The organism is Shimia sp. W99 (genome assembly GCF_053851455.3).
Window position 1 is genome coordinate 606,438 of sequence record NZ_JBSQBU020000001.1, and the last position, 24,628, is coordinate 631,065.

29 protein-coding genes are annotated in these 24,628 nt (G+C 59.0%); 15 read left to right on the plus strand and 14 right to left on the minus strand.

All coding sequences use genetic code 11. The features are described from left to right. From secF to ACS3QZ_RS02940, 9 genes are all read left to right on the plus strand, one after another. The gene (gene secF, locus ACS3QZ_RS02900) at window positions 1-969 is read left to right on the plus strand and encodes a protein translocase subunit SecF (protein ID WP_456036487.1); all 969 of its coding nucleotides are present in this window, start codon (window positions 1-3) and stop codon (window positions 967-969) included. Continuing rightward, on the plus strand, window positions 962-1,717 hold the full coding sequence (locus ACS3QZ_RS02905) for a sulfite exporter TauE/SafE family protein (RefSeq protein ID WP_093093955.1): 756 nt from the start codon (window positions 962-964) through the stop codon (window positions 1,715-1,717). Before secF ends, ACS3QZ_RS02905 begins: the two co-directional genes overlap by 8 nt. 10 nt (window positions 1,718-1,727) lie before the next feature. Next, on the plus strand, window positions 1,728-2,081 hold the full coding sequence (locus ACS3QZ_RS02910; RefSeq protein WP_093093956.1) for an Mth938-like domain-containing protein: 354 nt from the start codon (window positions 1,728-1,730) through the stop codon (window positions 2,079-2,081). Window positions 2,082-2,359: 278 nt separating this feature from the next. After that, window positions 2,360-2,983: a heme ABC exporter ATP-binding protein CcmA gene (gene ccmA, locus ACS3QZ_RS02915; RefSeq protein WP_093093957.1), complete on the plus strand. Its 624-nt coding sequence runs from the start codon at window positions 2,360-2,362 to the stop codon at window positions 2,981-2,983. Then, window positions 2,980-3,636, plus strand: coding sequence for a heme exporter protein CcmB (ccmB, locus tag ACS3QZ_RS02920; RefSeq protein ID WP_093093958.1), 657 nt, complete (start codon window positions 2,980-2,982; stop codon window positions 3,634-3,636). The genes ccmA and ccmB overlap by 4 nt, the downstream gene beginning before the upstream one ends. A 103-nt stretch (window positions 3,637-3,739) precedes the next feature. Continuing rightward, window positions 3,740-4,471, plus strand: coding sequence for a heme ABC transporter permease (locus ACS3QZ_RS02925; RefSeq protein ID WP_456036488.1), 732 nt, complete (start codon window positions 3,740-3,742; stop codon window positions 4,469-4,471). After that, on the plus strand, window positions 4,471-4,620 hold the full coding sequence (gene ccmD / locus ACS3QZ_RS02930) for a heme exporter protein CcmD (protein WP_456039299.1): 150 nt from the start codon (window positions 4,471-4,473) through the stop codon (window positions 4,618-4,620). The genes ACS3QZ_RS02925 and ccmD overlap by 1 nt, the downstream gene beginning before the upstream one ends. Continuing rightward, window positions 4,613-5,149, plus strand: coding sequence for a DsbE family thiol:disulfide interchange protein (locus tag ACS3QZ_RS02935; RefSeq protein ID WP_456036489.1), 537 nt, complete (start codon window positions 4,613-4,615; stop codon window positions 5,147-5,149). The genes ccmD and ACS3QZ_RS02935 overlap by 8 nt, the downstream gene beginning before the upstream one ends. A 113-nt stretch (window positions 5,150-5,262) precedes the next feature. Beyond that, entirely contained in the window at window positions 5,263-6,411 is a 1,149-nt protein-coding gene (locus tag ACS3QZ_RS02940; protein ID WP_456036490.1) for a serine hydrolase domain-containing protein, read from the plus strand. Window positions 6,412-6,463: 52 nt separating this feature from the next. On the opposite strand, the gene acnA is transcribed toward ACS3QZ_RS02940, so the two are convergent. Beyond that, window positions 6,464-9,148, minus strand: a complete 2,685-nt coding sequence (gene acnA, locus ACS3QZ_RS02945; RefSeq protein ID WP_456036491.1) for an aconitate hydratase AcnA — start codon at window positions 9,146-9,148, stop codon at window positions 6,464-6,466. A gap of 241 nt (window positions 9,149-9,389) precedes the next feature. Here acnA and ACS3QZ_RS02950 point away from each other — a divergent pair, with 241 nt between their 5' ends. Beyond that, on the plus strand, window positions 9,390-10,004 hold the full coding sequence (locus tag ACS3QZ_RS02950) for a DUF1223 domain-containing protein (protein WP_456036492.1): 615 nt from the start codon (window positions 9,390-9,392) through the stop codon (window positions 10,002-10,004). Here ACS3QZ_RS02950 and ACS3QZ_RS02955 read toward each other — a convergent pair. From ACS3QZ_RS02955 to purB, 7 genes are all read right to left on the minus strand, one after another. Further along, window positions 10,001-10,879 (minus strand): DMT family transporter, encoded by an 879-nt coding sequence (locus ACS3QZ_RS02955; RefSeq protein WP_456036493.1) that lies wholly within the window; start codon window positions 10,877-10,879, stop codon window positions 10,001-10,003. The genes ACS3QZ_RS02950 and ACS3QZ_RS02955 overlap by 4 nt on opposite strands. Before the next feature lie 55 nt (window positions 10,880-10,934). Further along, window positions 10,935-11,969, minus strand: coding sequence for a flagellar motor switch protein FliG (locus tag ACS3QZ_RS02960; protein ID WP_456036494.1), 1,035 nt, complete (start codon window positions 11,967-11,969; stop codon window positions 10,935-10,937). Window positions 11,970-12,079: 110 nt separating this feature from the next. Next, window positions 12,080-12,622 (minus strand): tetratricopeptide repeat protein, encoded by a 543-nt coding sequence (locus ACS3QZ_RS02965; RefSeq protein WP_456036495.1) that lies wholly within the window; start codon window positions 12,620-12,622, stop codon window positions 12,080-12,082. Window positions 12,623-12,699: 77 nt separating this feature from the next. After that, window positions 12,700-12,861, minus strand: a complete 162-nt coding sequence (locus ACS3QZ_RS02970; protein WP_110680249.1) for a carbohydrate-binding module family 14 protein — start codon at window positions 12,859-12,861, stop codon at window positions 12,700-12,702. 282 nt (window positions 12,862-13,143) lie between these two features. Next, window positions 13,144-13,341, minus strand: coding sequence for a hypothetical protein (locus tag ACS3QZ_RS02975; RefSeq protein WP_456036496.1), 198 nt, complete (start codon window positions 13,339-13,341; stop codon window positions 13,144-13,146). A gap of 1 nt (window position 13,342) precedes the next feature. After that, window positions 13,343-13,513 (minus strand): hypothetical protein, encoded by a 171-nt coding sequence (locus ACS3QZ_RS02980; RefSeq protein ID WP_456036497.1) that lies wholly within the window; start codon window positions 13,511-13,513, stop codon window positions 13,343-13,345. 159 nt (window positions 13,514-13,672) lie between these two features. Then, on the minus strand, window positions 13,673-14,977 hold the full coding sequence (gene purB, locus ACS3QZ_RS02985) for an adenylosuccinate lyase (protein WP_456036498.1): 1,305 nt from the start codon (window positions 14,975-14,977) through the stop codon (window positions 13,673-13,675). A 78-nt stretch (window positions 14,978-15,055) separates the two neighbouring features. Between purB and ACS3QZ_RS02990 the strand changes: the two genes are divergently transcribed. The 3 genes from ACS3QZ_RS02990 to ACS3QZ_RS03000 all read left to right on the plus strand — a co-directional run bounded on the left by ACS3QZ_RS02990 (window position 15,056) and on the right by ACS3QZ_RS03000 (window position 16,308). After that, window positions 15,056-15,394 (plus strand): hypothetical protein, encoded by a 339-nt coding sequence (locus ACS3QZ_RS02990; protein ID WP_456036499.1) that lies wholly within the window; start codon window positions 15,056-15,058, stop codon window positions 15,392-15,394. Window positions 15,395-15,487: 93 nt separating this feature from the next. Further along, complete coding sequence (locus tag ACS3QZ_RS02995) at window positions 15,488-16,033, plus strand: hypothetical protein (protein WP_456036500.1); 546 nt, start codon at window positions 15,488-15,490, stop codon at window positions 16,031-16,033. Window positions 16,034-16,044: 11 nt separating this feature from the next. Beyond that, window positions 16,045-16,308 (plus strand): hypothetical protein, encoded by a 264-nt coding sequence (locus ACS3QZ_RS03000; RefSeq protein WP_456036501.1) that lies wholly within the window; start codon window positions 16,045-16,047, stop codon window positions 16,306-16,308. On the opposite strand, the gene ACS3QZ_RS03005 is transcribed toward ACS3QZ_RS03000, so the two are convergent. Together ACS3QZ_RS03005 and dddP are read right to left on the minus strand one after the other, a co-directional pair. Beyond that, window positions 16,309-17,526: a bifunctional alpha/beta hydrolase/OsmC family protein gene (locus ACS3QZ_RS03005; RefSeq protein WP_456036502.1), complete on the minus strand. Its 1,218-nt coding sequence runs from the start codon at window positions 17,524-17,526 to the stop codon at window positions 16,309-16,311. Between the two features lie 108 nt (window positions 17,527-17,634). Beyond that, window positions 17,635-18,978, minus strand: coding sequence for a dimethylsulfonioproprionate lyase DddP (gene dddP / locus ACS3QZ_RS03010; RefSeq protein ID WP_456036503.1), 1,344 nt, complete (start codon window positions 18,976-18,978; stop codon window positions 17,635-17,637). Window positions 18,979-19,102: 124 nt separating this feature from the next. Between dddP and ACS3QZ_RS03015 the strand changes: the two genes are divergently transcribed. Further along, window positions 19,103-19,849, plus strand: a complete 747-nt coding sequence (locus tag ACS3QZ_RS03015; RefSeq protein ID WP_456036504.1) for a heme-dependent oxidative N-demethylase family protein — start codon at window positions 19,103-19,105, stop codon at window positions 19,847-19,849. Window positions 19,850-19,940: 91 nt separating this feature from the next. Further along, a complete protein-coding gene (locus tag ACS3QZ_RS03020) occupies window positions 19,941-21,143 on the plus strand; it encodes a class I SAM-dependent methyltransferase (protein ID WP_456036505.1) in 1,203 nt (400 codons plus the stop codon). A 6-nt stretch (window positions 21,144-21,149) separates the two neighbouring features. Here ACS3QZ_RS03020 and ACS3QZ_RS03025 read toward each other — a convergent pair whose 3' ends face one another. The 4 genes from ACS3QZ_RS03025 to ACS3QZ_RS03040 all read right to left on the minus strand — a co-directional run bounded on the left by ACS3QZ_RS03025 (window position 21,150) and on the right by ACS3QZ_RS03040 (window position 24,499). After that, entirely contained in the window at window positions 21,150-21,635 is a 486-nt protein-coding gene (locus tag ACS3QZ_RS03025; RefSeq protein WP_456036506.1) for a flavodoxin family protein, read from the minus strand. Between the two features lie 165 nt (window positions 21,636-21,800). Continuing rightward, complete coding sequence (locus ACS3QZ_RS03030) at window positions 21,801-22,523, minus strand: hypothetical protein (protein WP_456036507.1); 723 nt, start codon at window positions 22,521-22,523, stop codon at window positions 21,801-21,803. Between the two features lie 194 nt (window positions 22,524-22,717). Further along, window positions 22,718-24,124, minus strand: a complete 1,407-nt coding sequence (glnA, locus tag ACS3QZ_RS03035; protein WP_456036508.1) for a type I glutamate--ammonia ligase — start codon at window positions 24,122-24,124, stop codon at window positions 22,718-22,720. Window positions 24,125-24,160: 36 nt separating this feature from the next. Beyond that, on the minus strand, window positions 24,161-24,499 hold the full coding sequence (locus ACS3QZ_RS03040) for a P-II family nitrogen regulator (protein WP_093093975.1): 339 nt from the start codon (window positions 24,497-24,499) through the stop codon (window positions 24,161-24,163). Between the last annotated feature and the right edge of the window lie 129 nt (window positions 24,500-24,628).

The window sequence follows — 24,628 nt, forward strand, 5'->3', positions numbered from 1 at the left end:
ATGCGCCTGAGACTTGTTCCCAAGGAAACCAAGTGGGATTTCTTCTCACGCCCCGTGCTCTGGCTCGGTATTTCCGGTGTGCTGATGGTGCTGGCCTTGGTCAGCTTCTTCATTCAGGGCCTGAACTTCGGCATCGACTTTAGGGGCGGGACCACGATCCGTACCGAAAGCGCGCAGGTTGTCGATGTGGCCGCCTATCGCGAAGCAATCCAGCCGCTCGGTCTTGGCGATGTGTCGATCACCGAGGTGTTCGACCCGACCTTTGCGGATGACCAGAATGTCACCATGATCCGCATCCAGGCCCAGGAAGGGGCCGAGTCAGTCTCCGCGGATATCATCCGTAGCGTCGAAACCGCGCTCAAGACCGTTGCTCCGGACATCACCTTCGTATCCGTTGAATTGGTTGGCCCGAAAGTCTCGGGCGAGCTGATCAAGACCGCCGTGATCGCGGTGCTGCTCGCCATCGGTGCGGTGTTGGTCTATATCTGGCTGCGCTTTGAATGGCAGTTCGCGCTCGGGGCCGTGGCCGCACTTGTGCATGACGTGGTTCTGACCATTGGCGTGTTCTCGGAACTGCAGATCCGCTTTGACCTCGCCATCATCGCAGCCCTTCTGACCATCGTCGGCTATTCGCTCAACGACACCGTGGTCGTGTTCGACCGGGTGCGGGAAAACCTTCGCAAGTACAAGAAGCTTGACCTGAAAGAGGTTCTGAACCTCTCGATCAACGAAACCCTGAGCCGGACGGTGATGACCTCGGTCACGACCCTGCTGGCGCTGATTTCGCTCTTTGTCCTGGGCGGGGACGTGATCCGTGGCTTTGTCTTTGCGATGATCTGGGGTGTGATTGTCGGGACCTATTCGTCGATCTTCATTGCGTCTGCCGTGCTTTTGAAGCTTGGCGTGAAACGGGACTGGACCAAGCCGTCCAACACGGCCGGCAACCAGTACGCCAACATTGATGCCTGACGCACTCTGGCAGGTCCTTGACCTGCCGGGCGTGTACTGGGCGATCCTGGCCGCGTTCGTGGCCGGGATCGTTCGCGGCTTTTCGGGGTTTGGCACGGCCCTGATCTATCTGCCTGTCGCCGCACAGGTCATGCCGCCGATCTGGGCGGTGATCACCCTTACTGTGATGGACGTTTTCGGCCCGCTTCCGGCGGCGCGTGGCGCATGGCGGGCCTGTCACCGCAGGGATCTCGGGCGGCTTTTGCTGGCGACGATGGTGGCGGTACCATTCGGGGTGCTGGTGCTTCGCGTGACCGACCCGGCGATCTATCGTTATGCGATTTCGCTCATTGCGCTTGCCATGCTCGGCCTTCTGATCAGCGGCTTTCGCTACCGCGGCACGGTCAGCCCGCGCGGCGTCTATGGCATCGGTGGCGGCGCAGGTTTTCTGGGGGGCGTCGCGGGCTTGCCGGGGCCGGTGGTGATCCTGTTCTACATGGCCAGCCCGCATGGACCGGCGGTCATTCGCGCCAATACGCTTCTGTATCTCTGGGGCTTCGATGTATTGCTGCTGGCCACGCTGGGGCTTCAAGGGGTTCTGGAGGTGGGTGCGATCTGGCTTGGGATCGTCCTGATTCCGCCCAGCATTGCCGGGATTGCGCTTGGCACCGCGATTTTCAATCCCGAGCGGGAACGGCTCTATCGCCGGGTGGCGTATCTTGTTATTGCGGTGTCGGCCATATCCGGCCTGCCATTCTGGACCAGTTGAGGGTTTGCACATGCAACTGACTGAGATCACCTATGCCGAAGCGCTGCCCATCGAAAGCTATGGTCCGGGGTTCTTTCGCATCGACGGGCAGGTGATCGAAGGCGGCGCAATGTTTCACGCCGCCGGTGCGCGCAGCTGGGGGGGGTACGAGGACACGGCCACGGTTCTGGCGATGCGAGGCGAGATCGACTTCATCCTTCTGGGCACAGGAGAAAAGATGGCCCCCGTTCCAACACCGTTCCGCGTGGCACTGGAAGAGGCCGGTATCGGGGTGGAACCCATGGCCTCGCCGTCGGCCTGCCGCACCTATAACGTGCTGGTCTCCGAAGGGCGGCGCGTGGCCGCGGTGGTCCTGCCGCTCTGAGCAGGGGCAGGGGGCGCTGCCCCCGCCGCAGCAAGCTGCGACTCCCCCGGGGTATTTCTGGAAAAAGAAAAGTATGAAGGGGGCGTTGCGATTGCGCCCGGTGCGTTCATGCCGGCGCTTTCGTAGGCAAATACCGGCGCGATACCGACGTCATACCGATGTGATACCGAAGCCGGTTTTGCCTGTTAACACAGGCGCTTCGGGTGTGATTCGCACTTCATGGCCGCGCCGGTGCCATTTCGCTTTTGTTGGGGGGGTATTTCGGGTAATCCGAAGCCATGATTTTGAGCGTTCAAGACCTGACGATCACCCGCGGCGGGATTCCCGTGCTGGAGGGTTTGAATTTCGCGCTGGAGCCCGGCCGGGCGCTGGTATTGCGCGGCCCGAACGGTGTCGGCAAGACGACCTTGCTGCGGACCGTGGCAGGGTTGCAGCCACCACTTGAGGGGCGTGTCGACTGCCCTCCGGAAACCATTGCCTATGCCGCGCATAGCGATGGGTTGAAGGCCATGCTGAGCGTGACCGAAAACCTGAGGTTCTGGGCGGATGTCTTTGGACAGAAAGATATTTCTGCCGCGATTTCTGCTTTTGATCTCGAGGCGCTGGCCGATCGCATGGCGGGCACATTGTCCGCCGGCCAGAAGCGGCGCCTTGGATTGGCACGGCTGCTTGTGACAGGGCGACCGATCTGGGTGCTGGACGAGCCGACGGTTTCGCTGGATACAGCATCGGTGCAGATGTTTGCCGAAGCGGTGCGCGCGCATCTCAAGGGTGGCGGCAGTGCCTTGATAGCGACGCATATCGACCTTGGGCTGGAAGAGGCCGACGTGTTCGATGTCGGGCCATTCCGGGCCAAGCCGCGCGCGGCGCAGGCGGGCGCGTTCGACGAGGGGTTCCTATGATCTCTCTTTTGATCCGCGACTTGAAACTGGCCTTTCGCGCCGGTGGGGGCTTTGGCCTCGGCTTGGCTTTTTTCCTTATCGTGACAGTACTTGTGCCTTTTGGCGTTGGCCCGAACAGCGTCTTGTTGTCCAAGATCGCGCCGGGAATCCTGTGGCTCGGGGCCTTGTTGGCCTGCTTGTTGTCACTTGATCGCATCCTTGCGCTTGATTGGGAGGACGGCTCGCTTGACCTGCTGGCGACGTCGCCCCTGCCGCTCGAAGGGGTGGTGACGATCAAGTCGCTGGCGCATTGGTTGACCACCGGGTTACCGCTCACCCTGGCCGCACCGCTTTTCGGTCTGTTGCTCAGCCTGCCGGAAGGGGGATACCTCTGGCTGGTGTTGTCGCTCATGGTGGGTACGCCTGCGCTCAGCGTGATCGGCACCTTCGGGGCGGCGCTGACCGTGGGTATCAAGCGGGGCGGGCTGCTATTGTCGCTGTTGGTTCTGCCACTCTACGTGCCGACGTTGATTTTTGGCGCGGAACTGGCCCGGCGCGGGGCCGAGGGGCTTGCCACAACCACGCCCCTGCTCATGCTGGCCGGGATCACCTTTGGTGTCATCGCGCTTTTGCCCTTTGCCAGCGCCTTGGTGCTGCGGGTCAATCTGCGATAATCGGCATGTGTTGAAGTGCGTGGTTGATGAATGTCAAAGACGTGTGCGCCGCTAACGGCGATGTGAAGTGCAAAAGAGGCCGATAGGCAGTTAGGAAGACTTCATGGGATCAATCTGGGAATATGCCAATCCGGTCAAGTTCAGCCGCACGGCGGGGGCCGTGTTGCCCTGGGTGTCCGTCCTTGCGACAGTGACGCTTATCGTGGGCCTGATCTGGGGCTTCTTTTTCACACCGGACGACTACCGTCAGGGATCGACGGTTAAGATCATCTACCTGCATGTGCCCGCTGCGCTCATGGCGATCAACGTGTGGTTCATGATGCTCGTCACCTCGCTTGTCTGGCTGGTGCGGCGCCATCACGTCAGCGCGCTTGCCGCCAAGGGGGCGGCCCCGGTGGGGATCGTCATGACGCTGGTTGCGCTGGTGACAGGGGCGATCTGGGGCCAGCCGATGTGGGGCACCTGGTGGGCGTGGGACCCACGTCTGACCTCGTTCCTGATCCTGTTCCTGTTCTACCTTGGCTACATGGCGCTCTGGGAGGCGATTGATAATCCGGACACGGCGGCAGACCTGACCGCGGTCCTGTGTATCGTCGGATCCGTTTTTGCCGTGCTTAGCCGTTATGCTGTCAATTTCTGGAACCAGGGCCTGCACCAGGGCGCATCGTTGTCGCTGGACAAGAAAGAAAACGTGGCGGACGTGTTTTCGACTCCGCTCTATGTCTGTATCGCCGGTTTCGTTCTGCTGTTCATCGCGCTGGTGTTCCTGCGCACACGCACTGAAATCCACAAGCGCCGCGCCAAGGCGCTGCTGGCACGGGAGAGACTGGGATGATGCCCGATCTTGGAAAATACGCTGACACGGTGCTGAGCGCATATGCCGTGTCGATCCTCCTGCTGATCGCGCTGGTCTGGTGGAGCATTGTCGCCGCCCGCAAGGCGCGCCGTGAACTCGACAAGGTGGAGGGCCGCCGCAATGGCTAAGGTCTCACCGCTGATGCTGGCGCCGCCGGTGGCTTTCGCGGCTTTGGCCGCGCTGTTTCTTGTCGGCATGAACCGGGAGAACCCGAATGAGCTGCCCTCGGCGTTGGCCGGGAAACAAGCCCCCGCCGTTGAGATTGTTCCGCTTGGCGACAAGCCCATGTGGAGCGACGAAACGCTGGCGGACGGGCAGGTCAAGCTGGTGAACTTCTGGGCCAGCTGGTGCGCGCCCTGCCGGGTAGAGCATCCCACGCTTGAAGCCCTGCAGGACGAGGGTGTCGCGATTTATGGGGTCAATTACAAGGATCCGGCGCGCAATGCGTTGAGCTTTCTTGAAGAACTGGGCGATCCATATGCCGCGGTGGGCGCCGATCCCGAAGGTCGCATGGGGCTGAACTGGGGCGTGTATGGCGTTCCGGAAACCTACCTGATTGATGGCGAAGGCAAGATCATCCTCCGGGTTGCCGGTCCGTTGACCGAGCGCGAGCTGACCGAGCGTCTACGCCCGGCCATGGCCGATGTGACCCGCTAGGCGTCTTTCATCATTCTCAAAAAGGCCGGCTCGCTGGATGACGCCGGCCTTTTTGGTTGGCAAATGCCGGGCGGGCTGGTTCTCTGGGGGCAACAGCAAGCGCGCAGGTGAACATGGACGACGTCACAAGGGCCGTGGCACGGTGGGACGGCATCTTTGCCCCCAATCGCATTGACGGGAATTTCCGCAATCTCTGGCGTGAATGGCCGTCTGTGACCATCCCCCGGACGGGCAGGGTTCTGGATTTGCCCGACGGCGCAACACTTTCTTTACCGGAGCAGTTTAGGGTTGGTCGTCGCGCGCTGGATACCGGCAAACATCTGGCAACCATGCGGACGAGCGGTTTGGCGGTTTTGCATCGTGGCCAGTTGGTGTTCGAGGATTACGGGCGCGGGCGCGCCGCGACGGACGTGTCGATTCTTTGGTCGGTCAGCAAATCGGTCACGGCGCTGTTGCTGGGAATCGCGCACGGGGAAGGGGTGCTGCCGGATTTCGACGTGCCGGTGACCAATTATGTGCCCGAGCTTTCTGGGACGGGCTATGAAGGCGTGAGCGTGCAGCAGGTCATGGACATGCTGAGCGGTATCCAATGGCGCGAAGTCTATGACGATCCCACTTCCGAAGTGGTCCGCTCGGTAACGTCTTTTCAACTGGGGGCGCAGGATGATTTTGCGCGCCAGATGATCCGCGCCCGCGCGCCAGGCAGTTTTCACCAATATGCCAGCATCGAAACCCATGTTCTTGGCTGGGTGCTGCGGCGCGCCACGGGAGTACCAATCGCGGAGTATTTGGCGACGCGGCTCTGGGATCGGCTCGGGGTCGAGGGCGATATGCACGTCCTGATCGACCGGGCCGGAGAGCCGGTGGTATTCGGCGGTATGTTCATGCAACTTCGTGACATGGCGCGGATCGGCCAGATGGTATTGGATGGCGGGTGTGCGCCGGATGGCACACGGATTGTGCCGTCAGGTTGGCTATGCTGTATGGCGGTGCCTGACCGGACGCCGCTGATGCCCGGTGTCGGGCCTCCCCTTGCTGAAAGCACCTATGGCTACAAGAACCAGTGGTGGCTTCCGGCGCGACAGGATGGCGGGGACTTTGCCGCCATCGGAATCTATGGTCAGTTTCTTTATGTGAACCCGGCGCGCGAGGTGGTGATTGCCATGAACGCGGCCTATCCGAACTATACCCATGATGGGCCCATGCGCACGCTGGAAACGCTGGCCCTGTTTCAGCAGGTGGCGCAAGAACTCACGACTTGACACGATGAAAGCCCCGGCGCCGAACCAGGACTTTCCCCACAAATTCAAAGCTTTACTTGGCGAGGTTGCGCAGTACGTAATGCAGAACACCGCCATGTTCAATGTATTCGATTTCGGGCGCGGTATCGATCCGGCATTTGAGCGTAATGGTTCTGGTCGTGCCATCGCCATAGGTGATGTCACAGGGCACTTCCTGCAACGGCTCGATCGTGTCCAGCCCATGGATTGACACGGTTTCATCGCCGCGCAATCCCAGCGTCTTGCGCGTGTCGCCCCCGGTGAACTCGAACGGGATCACACCCATACCCACAAGGTTGGACCGGTGAATGCGTTCAAAGCTTTCGGCAATCACCGCCCTGACGCCCAAAAGCGCCGTCCCCTTGGCCGCCCAGTCGCGAGACGATCCGGCCCCATATTGTTCGCCACCAAACACCACCAGCGGCGTGCCAAGGCCCTGATAGGCCATCGACGCCTCGTACACGCTGGTCTGCTGGCCATCCGGCCCCTTGGTGTAACCGCCTTCAACCCCGTCGAGCATCTCGTTCTTGATTCGGATATTGGCGAATGTGCCGCGCATCATGATCTCGTGATTGCCTCGACGTGAGCCGTATGAGTTGAATTCGCGCGGTTCGACCTGACGTTCGATCAGATACTGCCCCGCAGGAGTGGATTGCGCGAAAGACCCGGCGGGCGAGATATGGTCGGTGGTGACCATGTCGCCAAGGATCAAGAGCACCTTGGCCTCTTCGATATTGCTGATCGTGCCCGGTTCCGGCGCCATGCCCCGGAAATAGGGCGGGTTCTGGATATAGGTCGAGGTCGGTGGCCAGTCATAAGTCTCGCTGTCTGCAGTCTCGACACTGCGCCACTTGTCGTCGCCCTTGAACACATCGGCGTATTTGCTGACAAACGCCTCTCGCGTCACGGTTTTCTCGACCAGCTCGGCGATTTCCCGGGTGCTGGGCCAGATGTCTTTCAGATAGACATCCTTGCCATCAGGCGTCTGGGCAATCGGGTCGTTGGCAATGTCGATATCCATCGTCCCGGCCAGCGCATAGGCAACCACGAGCGGCGGAGAGGCCAGATAGTTGGCACGCACATCCGGGCTGATCCGTCCCTCAAAGTTGCGGTTGCCCGATAGCACGCTCACCGCGACAAGATCGCCCTCGGCTATGGCCTCGGACAACTCTTGCTGGATCGGGCCCGAGTTGCCGATACAGGTGGTACAGCCGTAGCCGACAAGGTTGAACCCGATCCTGTCGAGATCGTCCTGCAGTCCTGCGGCCTCCAGATATTCGGTCACCACCTGTGAGCCCGGCGCGAGCGAGGTTTTCACCCAAGGTTTGCGGTTCAGCCCCAATTCGGCGGCCTTGCGCGCGACCAGTCCGGCGCCAATCATCACGTAAGGGTTCGAAGTGTTGGTGCAGGAGGTGATCGAGGCAATCACCACGTCCCCGGACGAAAGCGTATAGTCCTCTCCTTCGACGGTGACTTCCTTGTCCATGGGGCGCTTGAATGTCTCTTCCATCTCGCGGCGGAAGGCGCTCTTGGCCTCGGTCAGGGCGACAAAATCCTGCGGGCGTTTGGGGCCTGAAATCGCGGGAACAATCGTGCCCATATCAAAGCTCAGTGTATCGGTATAGATCGGCGCATAATCCGCGCCGCGCCAGAACCCGTTTTCCTTGGCATAGGCTTCGACCAACGCGATCCGACCCTCGTCGCGCCCCGTGGTCCGCATGTAGCGCAGGGTTTCATTGTCGATCGGGAAAAAGCCGCAGGTGGCCCCGTATTCCGGGGCCATATTGGCAATGGTCGCCCGGTCGGCAAGCGGCAGTCGGTCCAGGCCTTCGCCAAAGAACTCGACAAACTTGCCCACAACGCCCTTTTCCCGCAGCATTTCTACCACTTTCAGCACGAGGTCGGTGCCCGTCGTGCCTTCGACCATTACCCCTGTCAGCTCGAAACCGACAACTTCGGGAATGAGCATCGAGATCGGTTGCCCCAGCATGGCGGCCTCGGCCTCGATCCCGCCGACGCCCCAGCCCAGTACGGCCATGCCGTTGACCATGGTCGTGTGGCTGTCGGTGCCCACAAGCGTATCCGGGTAGGCGACGGTTTCGCCATTCTGGTCTGTATCGGTCCAGACGGTCTGGGCCAGGTATTCTAGGTTTACCTGGTGGCAAATCCCGGTTCCCGGTGGCACCACGCGAAAATTGTCAAATGCGCTCTGACCCCATTTCAGGAACTGGTATCGTTCCATGTTGCGCTCATATTCGCGGTCCACGTTCATCTGGAACGCGCGTGGATTGCCGAATTCGTCGATCATCACCGAATGGTCGATGACAAGGTCCACGGGGTTCAGTGGGTTGATCTTTTGCGCGTCGCCCCCGAGCCCCTTGATCCCGTCGCGCATCGCCGCGAGATCCACCACGGCGGGCACACCGGTAAAGTCCTGCATCAGAACGCGGGCAGGGCGATAGGCAATCTCGCGGGGGTTCCTGCCGCCATTGGTGCCCCATTCGGCAAAGGCGCGAATGTCCTCGGTCGAAACGGAAAACCCGCCATCTTCGAACCGAAGCATGTTTTCCAGCACTACCTTGAGCGCTGCCGGCAATCTGGAAAAATCTCCCATTCCAGCCTCTTGGGCGGCGGGGATCGAATAATAGGAAATGGACTGTCCGTTGACCGTAAGTGTCTTGCGGGCCTTGGCAGTATCCTGTCCGACTTTGATGGGCATTGTGGCCTCCTGCAGATCAGAAATAGTTGGGTCTCGCTGGAAAAAATTGTGGCCCATCACCCTGCTGCATTCAAGCGCGGATCGCAAAACCTTGATTGGCTTGTAACGTCGCATGGGCCTAGAAAGGGGTGGGGATGAAAACCAGAACACGGGCAGGATAATGAACCGAACCTTTGCAGCACTCGTTTTATCGTTGATTTGCTGGGCAGGCGCTTTGGTCGCTCAGGAGCAGCCCGTCGTCGTGGAACTCTATACCTCCCAAGGATGTTCGTCCTGTCCTCCGGCAGATGACTATTTTCACAAGGAACTGGCCAATCGCGATGACGTGATCGCGCTCGCGCTGCACGTGGATTACTGGGATTACATCGGCTGGAAGGACAGTTTCGCGAACCCGGCCTATACCGCTCGCCAGAAGAACTATGCCCGCGCCTCGGGGCACCGGTCGGTCTATACGCCCCAGATGATTGTCAACGGCAAGGATCATGTGGTCGGCACCCACCCTGAAAAAGTAGAGAAACTGATCAGCCGGCACAGCGGGCAGGCAGGACCTGTCGATCTGGACCTGTCACGACAGGGAAACCGGATCAGGATTGCCGCAACCGCGTCGCGCCAACAAGCCATGCAGGTGCATGTTGTCCGCTATAAGCCCGAAGAAAAAGTGTCGATCAAGCGTGGCGAAAATGCTGGGCGTATGGTGATTTACGGCAATATTGTCAGTGACTGGAAGGTGGCCGCCGACTGGAACGGCAAGGCTCCGCTGGATATGGAAATGCGGGTCAAGGGGGATGCGCCGGTTGTTGTTTTGATTCAAGGTGTGGATAGCGGTCCGATCCTTGCCGCGGCGCGCTTGCGCTAGGGGCGGCGCGCGCCAAATGTTTCCCGGTACCAGACATAAGTGCCAGCGCAGGCAATGATGGCCGCGCCCAGAAGCGAATATTCATCGGGCCATTCATCGAACAAGATTAACCCCCAAAAGGTCGCAAAAATCAGCCCGGTATAGGCGAATGGCGCCAACATGCCCGCTTCACCCTGTGACAGTGCGCGGATCAGGCAAAGCTGCCCAATCGTGCCGAACAAGGCGATCAGCGCCATTAAAGCCAGCTGCTTGGTCGAGGGCATGATCCAGACAGGAATGACCATCAAGGTCAGGATGCCGGCCCCGATCAGGCCAGTATAGACAAGCGATGTCCAGACATCCTCATCCCGGCCAACAAAGCGGGTGGTCAGGGCATAGGCCGAATAACAACAAGCCGCGGCCAGCGGAAAGACTGCGTAGATCGTGAAAACTTCTCCGCCGGGGCGAATGACGATCAGTGCACCGGTCATGGCCGCGGCAATGCCCAGAATACGGCGGATGCCCAACCCTTCGCCAAGGAACACTGCCGCCCCAAGAGTGATCAGGACGGGGTTTATGTTCATGATGGCAGCGGCCTCGGCCAGCCCGATATTCGAGATGCCGACGAAATAGCTCGCTGTTGCAAGCAACAGAAACAGCGAGCGAGCCAGTTGAAGTTTCGGATAGCGGGTCTTGAGAACACCGGGAAAACGGCGCGCCACCAAAGCCAGAACAAACAGCGTCTGACCGGCGTAGCGCGCCCAAAGCGTGGGCAGCACGCCGATTTCCTGCGCAAGCGCCTTTGCCGTGCTGTCCATGGCCGAAAAGAAAAAGATCGCACCGATCATGAGCAGGATGGCACGTGCACGGGTATCGCGGGAGGGCAATAAGAACATGGGAAGCCGATCATTCACATATAGTGAATGTGCTAAGCATCCTTCGAGGTGCTGTCTAGCCCTCCTGATCCTCGGGACGGATTAGTTTGATCTCTCCATTCGTTTCCAATTCCCGGATCACGGTCGTCACGCCGGAGAGCGCGGCCTCGCCGTCACGCGCAGTCACCGCTCCACGCTCCTCGACGGATTCGCGCAGTTGATCGGCGAGGCGCGCCGAAATGTTTTCGAGAATGAACTCGGTTGTCGCACCGGCATCGCCTTCGGTGGCATAGCCCAACGCGGCCACAAGCGTGTCTTCGTCAAGTTCCTTGACGATGCGGGGCATGTCGCGCGGGGAGATGCGGGTCGGAATATGAGCATAGGTGAAAATCGTCTTGCGCACTTCTCCTGCAAAGTCGGCATCCGTGTCTTCCAGCGCCTGCAGCAGGTCATCGCGAGTCGCGGCAGTCGAGGAATTCAGGATTGCCCCCACGCGCTCCACCGGAGCTTCTGCAAATGCCTTGGGCGGCTCATCGTCAAGCTGGCTCGCCAGGGTCAACCCGATCCGGTCCACCGCTTCGGGGGTGATGGCACCCGTCATGGACACGGCATAGGTGATGCGGCGTGCGATTTCACCGGGCAGGGCGCTGAGCAACTCGGCGGCCTTGCCGACATCGAGCTTGGAAATTGTTACGGCGGCCACCTCGATACTTTCTGCCTCGATCAGGTCACGAAGAGCTACAATCGGAAGATTGCGCAGTCGGTCCCATGGGTCGCCATATTGGCGCACCCCGGCTTCCTTGCGAAGGCGCGCGGCGGTCATCGGGCTGATCCGTCCGTCAAGGGCGGACAGCGCCCCGGAAAGCCCCCCGGGGAACGAGAGGCCAATGGACTCGAGCTCGTGGGCAAACTCCATCAAGACCGTGGCCAGCGTATCGCGGTCGACATAACCCATATCGCCCATCAGATAGGTCAACTCGGCTTGCAGATCATCGGGCAGATCGCTCAGGGACACCTCTGCGCCTTCGTTCAGAAGAAAACGAACAATAACCGCCGCCTTATGCCGTTTGCTCAGTTTGAGAACTTTGCCACGCGACGGCGCAGGGTCCATCGACACTGGCGGTGTGAGACGGGCAAGCTGAGTTCTGGTTGCTCATTTCAGGCTCCTTGGTATTGGGCACACTTAAGCACCCAACACTAAAGAAACCCTCAACGCGCTTCTCAGAAGTTGTAGGTCACGCCGGTCTCGATGGCCGCGGCTAACGACTGTTCCGCCCAGGTTCCGGCACCGCCCCGTTTGCGGATCTGCACGAGTTCCCTGCGCGCAAGAACAAGGTCGCCTGCTTCTACGTGAGCTTGCCCTTTGTAGGATCGGGCAAGGTAATTATCGGGATTTGCCGAAAGCGCTTTTTCATAGAAAGCCATGCCAAGCTCTGCATGTCCCATTTTCCGATGGGTGAAGCCCCAATAGGTCAAAACCCGGTCTTCATTCTGATTGGACATCGCCGACAGGACCCGCTGCGCATTTTCCAGCTGACCTGCATAGGCGAATTCACGCACGGCCCCGTACAGCACATCATCTCCCAGTTGCGCGTTGTCCGGGTTCACACAGCGTTTTTTCTTTTCGCTCCAGACCTTGCCCTTCTTGCATTCCTTCGTGGTCTGCGTCGGTTGTGGGGCCGGTTCGTCACCGCCCGCTGCAAAAGCGGAAAAGGGCAGAAGGCCCACGATAGCAAGCGCAGAAAGGGAGGTTCTCAAAATCATCTCAACTGTTTCCTCAACACAAAAATAACCGGGGCGGTCCTTGCGCCCTCATACGGATTTCATCAGGCAGGCAGTTCTTAGCTGGAAACCTGCTCTACACAGCTGCGGCTGGATGCATCCCAAACCTTGCCCTCGCCACAGGACATGACTTGCTGCTCTTGGCTGGAACACCCAATTGCATAAGCGGTCACAGGCATGACCACCATGATCATTGCAAGTGCCATTTTTCGTATCATCATGACGACCTCCGAATTGCGTGTGCCGCCAGACTAACATGGATGCGGCCCCAGCCAAAATCACGCGCGCGTCAACGCCCGTTGCCCCAGATGCATTTTTGATCCCGCGGGTCCCAATAGCTGCCGGGCGCTCATTTCTTGCGCTGGTCGGCGCTTGCCGCGGTCGCGAGAATTGAACCGGCCAAAAAGGCTGTCAGGAGCGTCACATTTAACAACTTGGACATCGGAAATCTCCATGGTTTCGTGGCGCAGGCCGAGCGTTTCGTGCCATACGCCTCTAGATGATCAGATCCAGTTCGCGGCAACGCATTTCCCGGAATCTGCATCATGGTAAAAGCCCGCCGGGCAGGATTTTCCATTGCCTTTGCCGACTCCGGTTTTGGTGTTTGCGCCGCCGGCCAGAGCGACCGACGGCAGCGTCAGGAACAGGATCAATAGCCCTGCTGCAAACATGCTGTGGAGTTTGCCGCACTGGAGTGTCATCTTACCGTCCGTTCCCCGACATGCACATATTTTCAGATGCGTTCCACCAGTACCCATCATTGCAGTTTTCCTTGATGGCTTCCGAATGGATCGTGAGTGGTGTGCTGTGCAGAGGTTCCGACAGAACCGGGGTGGCGACGAGAACAGCCGTGAAAATAAGGGGAATGCGCATGATGTCTCCAAGAGTTTAAGGGTTATTGAGCACTGTACGAAGAGGCTCATCTGCCGGATCACCGCAGCTGATCACCTATGCATCACGTTGGTGTCATCAAAGGAAAAAGGGCCGCTGCACAGCATGTGCAACGGCCCCAAATCTCAGCTGCGGTAAGGCTTACTCGCCAAACACCCGCTTGAAGATCGTGTCAACATGTTTGGTGTGATAGCCCATGTCGAACTTTTCGTTGATACCATCTTCGCCAAGCGCAGCCACTACTTCGGCGTCCGCCAGCAGCAGTTCTCGGAAATCAAGGCGTTCTTCCCAGACCTTGAGTGCATTGCGCTGGACCATGGAATAAGCGTCCTCCCGGCTCACGCCGGCCTGTGTGAGGGCCAGCAGAACGCGCTGGGACATCACGAGGCCGGGGAACTTGTTCATGTTGTCGAGCATGTTCTCAGGGAAGATCAGCATCTTGTCGACCACGCCGGCCAGACGGTTCAGGGCGAAATCAAGCGTTACGGTGGCGTCGGGGCCGATGCCGCGTTCCACGGAGGAGTGCGAGATGTCGCGCTCGTGCCAGAGGGCCACGTTCTCCATCGCCGGGATCACCGTCATGCGCACAAGGCGGGCCAGACCAGTGAGGTTCTCGGTCAGCACCGGGTTCTTCTTGTGCGGCATGGCTGACGAACCTTTCTGGCCCATCGAGAAGAATTCCGCACCTTCCAGCACCTCGGTGCGCTGCATGTGGCGGATTTCGACGGCGATGTTCTCGATCGACGAGGCAATGACGCCCAGTGTGGCAAAGAACATTGCGTGGCGGTCACGCGGGATAACTTGGGTCGAGATCGGTTCGGGGCGCAGTCCCAGCTTTTCGCAGACATGCTCTTCCACGGCCGGGTCGATGTTGGCAAAGGTGCCAACCGCGCCCGAGATCGCACCCGTGGCGACTTCCCAGCGGGCTTTTTCCAGACGGTTTTTGTTGCGGTCCATCTCGGCGTAGAAACGCGCAAAGGTCAGGCCCATGGTGGTGGGTTCGGCGTGGATGCCGTGGGATCGGCCGACGCGGACGGTGTCCTTGTGTTCCAGAGCGCGTTTCTTCAGCGCGGCCAATACCTTGTCCATGCCTTCCAGGAGGATATCGGCGGCGCGCACCAGCTGGACGTTGAGGCAGGTGTCGAGCACGTCTGACGAGGTCATGCCCTGGTGCACGAAACGGGCTTCTTCCGAACCCACATGTTCGGCAAGGTGGGTGAGAAAGGCGATCACGTCATGCTTGGTGACAGCTTCGATCTCGTCAATGCGCGCGACGTCGAATTCGACATCCTTGGCTTTCCAGACGGCGTCTGCGTTTTCTCGTGGAATCACCCCCAGATCGGCCATGGCATCACAGGCATGCGCCTCGATTTCGTACCAGATGCGGAACTTGGTTTCTGGCGACCAGATGGCAACCATTTCGGGGCGGGCATAGCGAGGGATCATGTCACGGCCTTGTGTATTGGGAGCAATTGCGCGCGGTTTAGACTGTCAGCATCGTCGCGGCAAGGCAGGAGCGCACACATGAGACGGATTGCCCTTGTTTTGATGGTCTGGGCAGGGAGCGGCATGGCGGACGACTGGGTGCCGCTTCGCGGCGAGGACCTGACGGGTTTCCTGAACGATCAGATGGTCGAATACGACGCGGCGTGGCAACGGTTCTATGCCTCGGGTCGAACGCTTTACAATGCGGGCCAGGAAAGTTGGGGGTACTGGACCGAGCGGGATGGGCAGTATTGCAGCCAGTGGCCGCCAAGCGGCATTTGGGACTGCTACGGGGTCGAACGTCGTGGCGAAGATGAAATTAGATTTGTGGGCAAGGATGGCTCGATATCAAAGGGGCGGAGACGAAATTCACCTTGATAGAGGCGCCTGTAAGGCTGGACAGGTGGCAAACACTGTCTAGTATGGTCCTCGTTCGAGAAGTGCAATTGGTGGGAAAGTATGAGAAAAATCATGAGTTTACAGGGGGTTGTTGCGCTGATTGCGGGATTGATGCCTGCGAGTGCTGCGTTGGCGGATACCCCGGTTCATTACAGGGATGGAAGCGAGACGATCTTCAGCGTGGACGTGCCCGATTTCTGGACGGTGCGTGTCGGGGGAGCTCGCACATTAACCCCACCGGGCGAGGACGCGCCCCGCGATGTGGAGCGTGTTATCGGCCTTGAACCGGAAAGCGACAGCGGTGTCTGGGTTGGTTTTGTCGTGCCCGAAGGCCTGCGTACGCTGGATGAGGCGGCGGACTATGCCCGTTCGCTGGCACCGCAGATCGCCAAGGACACCGAAGTGACCGAGTTCGAGTCCCGCCGTATCGCGGGTTACCCCGCGCGCGTGTATCGCGGGACGGGGCGGCGCAATGGTACGACAGTGCATTTCACGGTATCGCTCATCGACCTACCCAACGGCAACGTGATTTTCAGCATGACGGCGCTCCATCCGGGATACAGGGCTGATGCGCTTGAGGACGTGAACGCAATTTACAATTCCATTCGGGCGCGGTGAGGGAGATGCAAATGAAATCCAAACGATATTTCCTTTTGCGCGCGATGGGTCTCACTTTGGCGGGGGGGCTGGTCCTGTCGGCCTGCGATGATCCCTACGTGTCCGGTGGCGCCCATGTCGGAATCTATTACGACTCGATGATGTGGAACGACTATTATCGCCCGAAGCCCCCGCCCCCCCCCGGGCGCCCGGTCCATCCAATCGCTCCGCCACCACGCCCGGTGCATCCGATAGCGCCAAGACCGCCCGTTGCCCGCCCGATGCCGCGTCGTTGATCAGGGATCGGCCAGTTCGGTGATCACCCGGCTGGTCCGTTCCAATGTCTGATGCACAGGGCATTTGTCGGCGATTTCAAGCAACCGGGCGCGTTGGTCTTCTTCCAGCGGACCGATCAGGTGCACGACACGGCGAAACGTATCCACCTTGGCTGACTGCCCGGCTTCTGCATCGCGCGCATGTACTTTGTCATGGCTGACATCGACCCAGACATGTTCCAGAGGCCAGCCCTTGCGGCGGGCATACATACGCACGGTCATGGACGTGCAGGCGCCAAGCCCTGCCGACAGGAAGCCATAAGGGGTCATGCCGCGATTGGTCCCGCCATAAGCCATCGGTTCATCGGCGAGCACATGATGGCGCGGCCCGGCATTCACATCCTGCAGAAAGCCGTTCGGATCGGCTTCGGCCACGCGCACGATCCCTTCCGGAGCGCCTGGAGGCGGCGCGGGGGCGCGCAGATCGAGATAACGCGCGCTCCAAGCCGCAATGACCTCTGCAACATATTCGGCGTCTTCCGGCGCGGTTATCAGGTGATCGGCTTTGTCAAGTGTCACAAAGCTCTTGGGGTGTTTTGCCGCTCGGAAAATCTCGGATGCGTTTTCGATTCCCACAATGTCGTCCTGCGGGGCGTGCAGTACCAAAAGCGCACGGCGCAAGTTGGCGATGGAAGGGGCAAGGTTTTCTGCCGATATGTCTTCGATAAAGGAATTCCGGATTGTGAATGGGCGGCCGCCCAGATTGACTTCCGCCGCGCCGTTCTGGCGGATCTCTTCAAGTGCCGCCCCGAAATTGTGGATGACGTGGCCGGGATCGAAAGGGGCGCCAATCGTTGCAACGGCCTTTACGGTTTCAAGGCTTGCCGCTGCCCGCAATACCGCCGCGCCGCCCAGGCTGTGCCCGATCAGGAGCGACGCCGCCATGCCCTGTGCTTCGAGATGCGAGGCTGCAGCCAAAAGATCGGCCACGTTGGTTGTGAATGTGGTGTTGGCAAACTCCCCCTGGCTGTGTCCCAATCCCGTGAAATCGAACCGCAGAACGGCAATTCCCATCGCCGAGAGACGGGCCGAGATACGGCGGGCGGCGGCAATGTCCTTGGAACAGGTAAAACAGTGTGCAAACAGGGCCGTCGCAAGGTGCGGGCCCTCGGGCAAGTCCAGCCGAGCGGCGAGCGTATCGCCGCCGTGTCCGGGAAACGAGAGGCGTTTTTTGGGCATGGGCGGTCCTTTGATCTGCGCCCCGCCAAACTGCTACGCGCCGCCCATCTGGCCAAGGGCCTTGTCGCCAATCTCACGCCATGGTGACGAAATGGGAGGCGCCGTGTATCATGACTCTCCCATGAGGACAGGGTCAAACGGGTAGGTCGTCAGGTTCTCATAGCCATCTTCTGTAATCAGTACCTGGTCCTCGAGCTTGATTGCGAAATCGCCGCCTTCCTCCCCAACCAGCGCCTCGACACAAAGTACCATCCCCGGTTCGAGCGGATAGTCGAAGGCCCCTGGCACAGCCTTGTCGGAATAGGCAACCAATGGCCATTCATCGCAAAGGCCCACACCATGCATCAGGCAGCCGTATTTGTGGTTCCAGAACTTATCGTCAAGCTTGTGCGCGTTGGCCGTCAGTTCAGGAATGGTCACCCCTGGCTTGAGCATCTCCATGTTGGTCATGATATGCTCATGTGCGTGGCGCATGGCGTAGATCATTGAATTCGTTGGCTTCTGGTCGCCGATCCACCACGTTCGGCTGATGTCGATGCAGATTCCGTAGGACCCGATCAGATCCGTGTCAAACGCGACGATCTCATTATTCTGGACGATGCGGGGCCCGCATTCCTGGAACCAGGGGTTGGTTCTTGGACCTGATGCGAGGAGGCGGGTTTCGATCCATTCACCCCCGCGGCGAATGTTTTCGGCATGCAAAACAGCCCAGATGTCATCTTCGCTGGTATTGCCAAGGGGGACGTTTTCGCGGGTAAAACGCTCCATCTCGGAAACAGCGGTCTCGCAGGCATGATGAGCGCAGCGCATGGCACGGATCTCGTCCGCCCCTTTGACCGCGCGGGCCTTTTCCGTGACCTCTTCACCTTCCATGATCTCCAACCCCTGCGCCTCGAGCGCGCGCAGCCCGTGAAGCATGACCTTGTCCACGGCAAGCCTCTTGTTGCCCGGAGCATGCTCCTGCAAAAGCGCGCGCACTTCGTTCGAGAACGCATCTGCGGCCACGTCAATCTTGTCTCCCCGGTCGAAATAGAACAGGTCGGCGCCCGAACGAACTTCGCGCACCAAGGGGTTGAAACTGCTTAGGAAAGGGGCGTTCTTGTAGTCCCAGATGACCATGTAGCCGTCGGCGCAAAGCAACACGGCGCGGAACGGGTTGTGCGTGTTCCAAAGCTGCATGTTGGTACTGTCGGTGGCATAGCGGATGTTGAGCGGGTCAAACATCAGAAGACCGGCATAGTCTCGATCAACGATATGTTGCGTGAGGCGCTGCCAACGGTGGCGGCGCATGGCTGGAAGGTCGGGAAGGTGCAAACCTGCATCAGCCCATTCGCCGAACGCCAGCCGCGTCGGGCCGATTTCGACCCGATCGCCGTCATTTGGGGTGTTGTCACCCAGGAGGGACCCCCGGGTCGGGTCGATCTTCCGTACGTCGCGATAGTGGTCGTTCATCATGGCCTCCCATTTTCCCACAAGGCCAGTCTGATCTGGCGAATCATCAAGGTCGTGCCTGTTTCCGACGCGGGATGTCCGTTTTGGGATGCAGGGCGGATGGCGCGCGGCTAAGAAAGGTCTCATGACGGATATTTTGCAGACACACATCCCCTATGACGCCCTTGCCGAAGTGGCCTTGCCGGGCATCTCGCCGATGAAAATGACTGACTGGTTGATCATCGACGAGGCTTATGCCGGGCAGATGGCGTTGCGAGAGGAACTGCTGGTAAGGCGACGCGGGGATGTTCTTGCACTTGATGAACGCGCTTGCCCTGCGGCAGCAGAACTGTTGGACGTGATCCTTGAGCTGCTTGAGGAGAAGGAAGGGTTCTTGGTGTCTGGCAAGGTTGTTACGTGTCCGGATGGACGAAAGGTCACCCTTGATGGTCAGGACCCTTTGGGCACCGTCGCGCGGCTTGTGCAGGAGGACATGTGTATCCTGGAGCGCCAAGGGGATCAGCACGTGCTGACGGGCGCGGTGTTGTGCTTTCCGGCCAGCTGGTCTTTGTCCGAGAAATTCGGAAAACCGCTGACGGGAATTCATGTGCCGGTCGACAGCTATGACGACAACATCGCGCGTCGTGTTCAGCGCCTGTTTGATGGGGTGCGGGCAGAAAGGCCCATGTGGCGCAAGAATGTGCTTTGGTACAACAACCCCGACCTGTTTCAGCCTCGCAGCGAACACGAAAGACGCACGCCCGTGGACATAACCCGCGCGCCGTACTTGAGATCCGAACGTCAGAGCATACTTCGTTTGCCCCGGAGTGAGGCCGTTGTGTTTTCCATTCACACCTTCGTCCTCGCCCGTGAAAACGTGGCGACAGAATGAGCGCTCTTCTGTACGCCAGTTTCTGTCCGAAACAGGCTTGGCGCCAGATCGACGCTCTGCAAATGTGGCGCCTGACAATCAGGGGAACGGAATGAGCATTACCGAACAATACGACACCTACCCATACCCAGCCCGCGATCCGAAAGATGAGCGTAAAAGGCTGGTCCGTGGGTCGCCGTCGCATCCCGTCGAGATGGATCACTTCCTGTTTGGAGGCAAACGCAACTGGCGGACGCCCATTCGCATTCTGGTGGCCGGCGGCGGAACTGGGGATGCACTTGTACAACTGGCGCAAACACTCACAAGCGCAAAGCGCCCTTATGAAATCACCTATCTGGACCTGTCGACCAAGGCGCGCGAGATTGCCGAGGCCCGGATTGCCGAGCGCAGGCTTTCAAACGTCACCTTTCACACGGCCAGCCTTTTGGATGCGCCGGATTTTGGCACGTTTGATTACATCGACTGTTGCGGTGTCCTGCACCACTTGCCTGATCCGGATGCGGGGTTCCGGGCCTTGTCCGCAGCCTTGTCGCCCGAGGGGGGGATGGGTTTGATGGTCTATGCGCCATATGGACGGGCAGGGGTCTATCAGTTGCAATCGGCCTTTGGCACCTTGTCACAGGGAATGTCGGCCAAGGATCGGCTCAAGCTTGGAAAAGCGGTTCTCAAGGCCGTGCCGGACGCGCATTCTTTCAAACGAAATCAGGTGCTTGTAGACCATAAGAAAAGTGATGCGGGATTCTACGATCTGCTGCTGCATTCCCAGGATCGTCCCTACACAGTAGGCGAACTGGCTGAGGCTTTGAGGCTAGCAGATCTCAAGCCTGCCGGATTTCTTCCGGCAGCCCAGTATGATCTGGACCGGCTGTTGCCGGAGGGTGTTGAGCGCCCCGAGGGCATGGATGCCATTGCGGCCATGGACGTGGCCGAAAAACTGCGCGGAACGATCAAGACCCATGTCGTTTATGCCGTTCCAGCCGCGCGCGACGTGCCCCAGGCCAACCCGAAGGATCCTTGGGCGGTTCCGCATTTCAAGAGTCTCGCTGGGCCGCAACTTGCCGGACTGGTGGCCAAGAAAGGCAAGATCGTGCTCGATTTCCAGACGGAAACCGCCGTTCTCAAACTGCCAAGAGAAACTGCGCAGATCGTGTCTCTGGTGGATGGGCGCACTCCACTGGGCGTTTTGCGTGAACGTACCGGACTGGACGAAATGCTGTTTGGATCGCTCTGGGGACATGTTCATGATGCGCTTGTTCCATGGAACGAGCTGAACTATTCCAAGCTACTGGTCTGAGAAAACTCAAAACACCCCGAGCGCCAGTCCCGCAGCCATTGCCGCACCAAGCTCACGGCAGGGGGCAAGCTTTTGTTCGTCAAGGGTTTTGGGCGCGAGTATTGCCTCGGGTGTCTGGGCGTCAGTGTTCACGATCAGGGGCGGCTGCGCCTCTCTGAGACGCCAGCCGGTCGCGATCCGGGCCAGTTGCCGGGCTGCACCTTGACCGTCTGATCCGGCGCAAATCATCTGGGCATATGGGCGACCTTCGATCCGGCCCAGAACCGGGTAATAGCAACGGTCAAAAAAGTCTTTCATCACCCCTGACAGCGTAGCGAGGTTTTCGGGCGCGCAGAAGATGTATCCGTCAGCGCCAAGCACGTGGTCCGGTCGGGTGGCGTCGGCGGTTAGAAGAGTGGCTGGGATTTCGCTGAGGGCGGCAGCATGGGCGGCCTCTGCCATCTGCCGGCTGCCCCCTGTGCGGGAATGATAGACGATGAGGAGTTCAGACATTGTGGTCGGTTCCGGCGGTTGCGGGCCGCAGGATATCAGGCGACGGGCGAAGGGGAAGGGGCGGGTTTGTTGCTCAGAATGCAATGTGGAAGAGGGATGCGAACTTGGCGATTTTCGGCGCCGAGCCCATTTTTTCGTATGCGCGTACGGCAGGAATAGCCGCACTCATTGATCTGGGCCAATCTTGGCCAGCCAGACTTCAAAAGCTTCGAGGATGTCATCCCCGACTCTTTCGAAACGCGATTTCGCATCTAACCCTTTCAGACCAGTGAACGCATTTTCTGGAATATGCCATCTCAATTCCTTGCCCTCTGAGAGCGCAGCATACATTTCCTTTTTGTAGGCCAGGACAAGTTCTGGCTTTGCCGGCGCGTAGTCTCGCGACTCAAAACTCTCGGCGTTCATGCGCTTCAGAATGGCATCGTTGCGACGTACGTCCGCTTCAAATATTGCCAAGGATTTGTCCTTGGCAGCTATTTGCCAGAGATATTCTTCGATCGACAGCGGTGAGCCGGAGCCGAGAAACAATAGCCATCCCGTGCCAAGATCGCATTTTGGGTGCAACAGGCAGGCCATCGCCCAGTCTTCATCAAAAGGGCCATCAAAATAGATGTTGCTGGCAAGATAGTGGATATCCCCTGCATCCAATTTGGCCAAAAAAGCGCGACCTTCGTCACTATCCGGCGTGACTTCATGCAAGTTCAATACGCGCGCGTTTTCACGCCATTCCTGTCTGTGATGAGAATTTGCCTGACGCCAACGACGCTTTTCGATCTGTTGCGCCGACATGTTTTCTTGCTGGTGTTTTTGAAAGGTATTGGCCGTGTTCAGTTGCCGAAGCGTGTGATTTCGCTTCCTTCGTTGAAAAAGAGACTTAAGAAAATTCACGCTTTTGGTCCTTTTTCCCGGGTTTCTCCGTTCTGATAAACCAATCTAATGTGCAGCGTATTAGAAAATGCAGACTTATTTCGAAAAGTGTCAGTGGCGGCTAAGTCTCACAAAACAGACGTTTGTCGAAGACCACCTAAAAAAGAAGGGCGCCCCGAGAGGCGCCCTGTGTTTAGTCGCTGTCCCAGCGTGGCTTAGCAGCTGTAGTACATGCCGAACTCAACCGGGTGCGGGGTGTGCTCGTAGAGCTGAACCTCTTCCATCTTGAGTTCGATGTAGCCTTCAATCTGGTCCTTGGTGAACACGTCGCCAGCCAGCAGGAAGTCGTGATCGGCTTCGAGGGCTTCCAGTGCTTCACGCAGGCTGCCGCAGACGGTCGGGATACCAGCCAGTTCTTCGGCGGGCAGGTCGTACAGGTTCTTGTCCATGGCTTCGCCCGGATCGATCTTGTTCTGGATACCGTCCAGGCCAGCCATCAGCAAAGCGGCAAAGGCGAGGTAGGGGTTCGCCGACGGATCGGGGAAACGTGCTTCAACGCGCTTGGCTTTCGGCGATTCAGTCCACGGAATACGGACACAACCCGAACGGTTACGTGCTGAGTAAGCGCGCAGCACGGGGGCCTCAAAGCCCGGGATCAAACGCTTGTAGGAGTTGGTCGACGGGTTGGTGAAGGCGTTCAGCGTCTTCGCGTGCTTCAGGATACCACCGATGAAGTACAGCGCTTCCTGGCTGAGGTCGGCATATTTGTCGCCTGCAAACAGAGGCTTGCCGTCTTTCCAGATCGACATGTTCACGTGCATGCCGGTGCCGTTGTCACCATAGATCGGCTTGGGCATGAAGGTTGCCGATTTGCCGTAGGACTGTGCCACGTTGTGGATGACGTACTTGTACTTCTGCAGTTCGTCGGCTTGCTTGGTCAGTGTGTCGAAGATCAGACCCAGCTCGTGCTGACAGGACGCCACCTCGTGGTGATGCTTGTCCGTTTTCATGCCCAGACGCTTCATGGTCGAGAGCATTTCCGAACGCAGATCCTGTGCGTCGTCGGTCGGGTTCACGGGGAAGTAACCGCCCTTGAGACCCGGACGATGGCCGGTGTTGCCCATTTCGTACTCGGTGTCGGTGTTCCACGAAGCGTCGATCGCGTCGACTTCGTAAGACACTTTGTTGATCGTGTTTGAGAAGCGCACATCGTCAAACAGGAAGAATTCCGCTTCGGGACCCATGTAGGCCACGTCGCCAATGCCCGAGGACTTCAGGTAGGCTTCGGCTTTCTCGGCGGTGCCGCGCGGATCGCGCTCATAAGCTTCGCCGGTGTCGGGCTCAACGATCGAGCAGTGAATGCAGATGGTTTTCTCGGCATAGAACGGATCCACATAGGCCGACGTGGTGTCGGGGATCAGTTTCATGTCAGAGTTTTCAATCGATTTCCAGCCAGCGATCGACGACCCGTCAAACATGAAGCCTTCTTCGAGGAAGTCTTCGTCCACGAGGTCCACGTCCACGGTTACGTGCTGCAGCTTGCCGCGCGTGTCGGTGAAGCGAATGTCAACATAGGCTGCGCCTTCGTCTTTGATCATCTGGAGAACTGCGTCTGCGCTCATTCTCTTTGTCCTTCTGATTACTGAAAAGGGAGTGGGTTACAACGCGTCCGGGCCGGATTCACCGGTACGGATGCGGATGGCTTGTTCGACGGGGCTGACAAAAATTTTACCGTCGCCGATTTTGTCTGTTTTGGCGGCATCGACGATGGCTTCGATCGCACCGTCCACCTGGTCGTCATCAAGGACGACCTCGATTTTGACCTTGGGCAGGAAGTCGACGACATATTCCGCGCCGCGATAAAGCTCGGTATGGCCCTTTTGGCGGCCGAACCCTTTGACCTCGATGACGCTGAGCCCCTGGATGCCGAAATCCTGCAGCGCTTCCTTGACCTCATCGAGCTTGAACGGCTTGATAATTGCCTCGATCTTTTTCATCTGGAGATGCCTCCTCACCTGATACCTTGGCAACGCTCAGATCACTTTCATTGGCGGCCTACAATTGGCTATGGTGACGCGGACGGGGCGCAAGGGTTGGATTTCATAGGTATGCCTAAAAATTAGGCG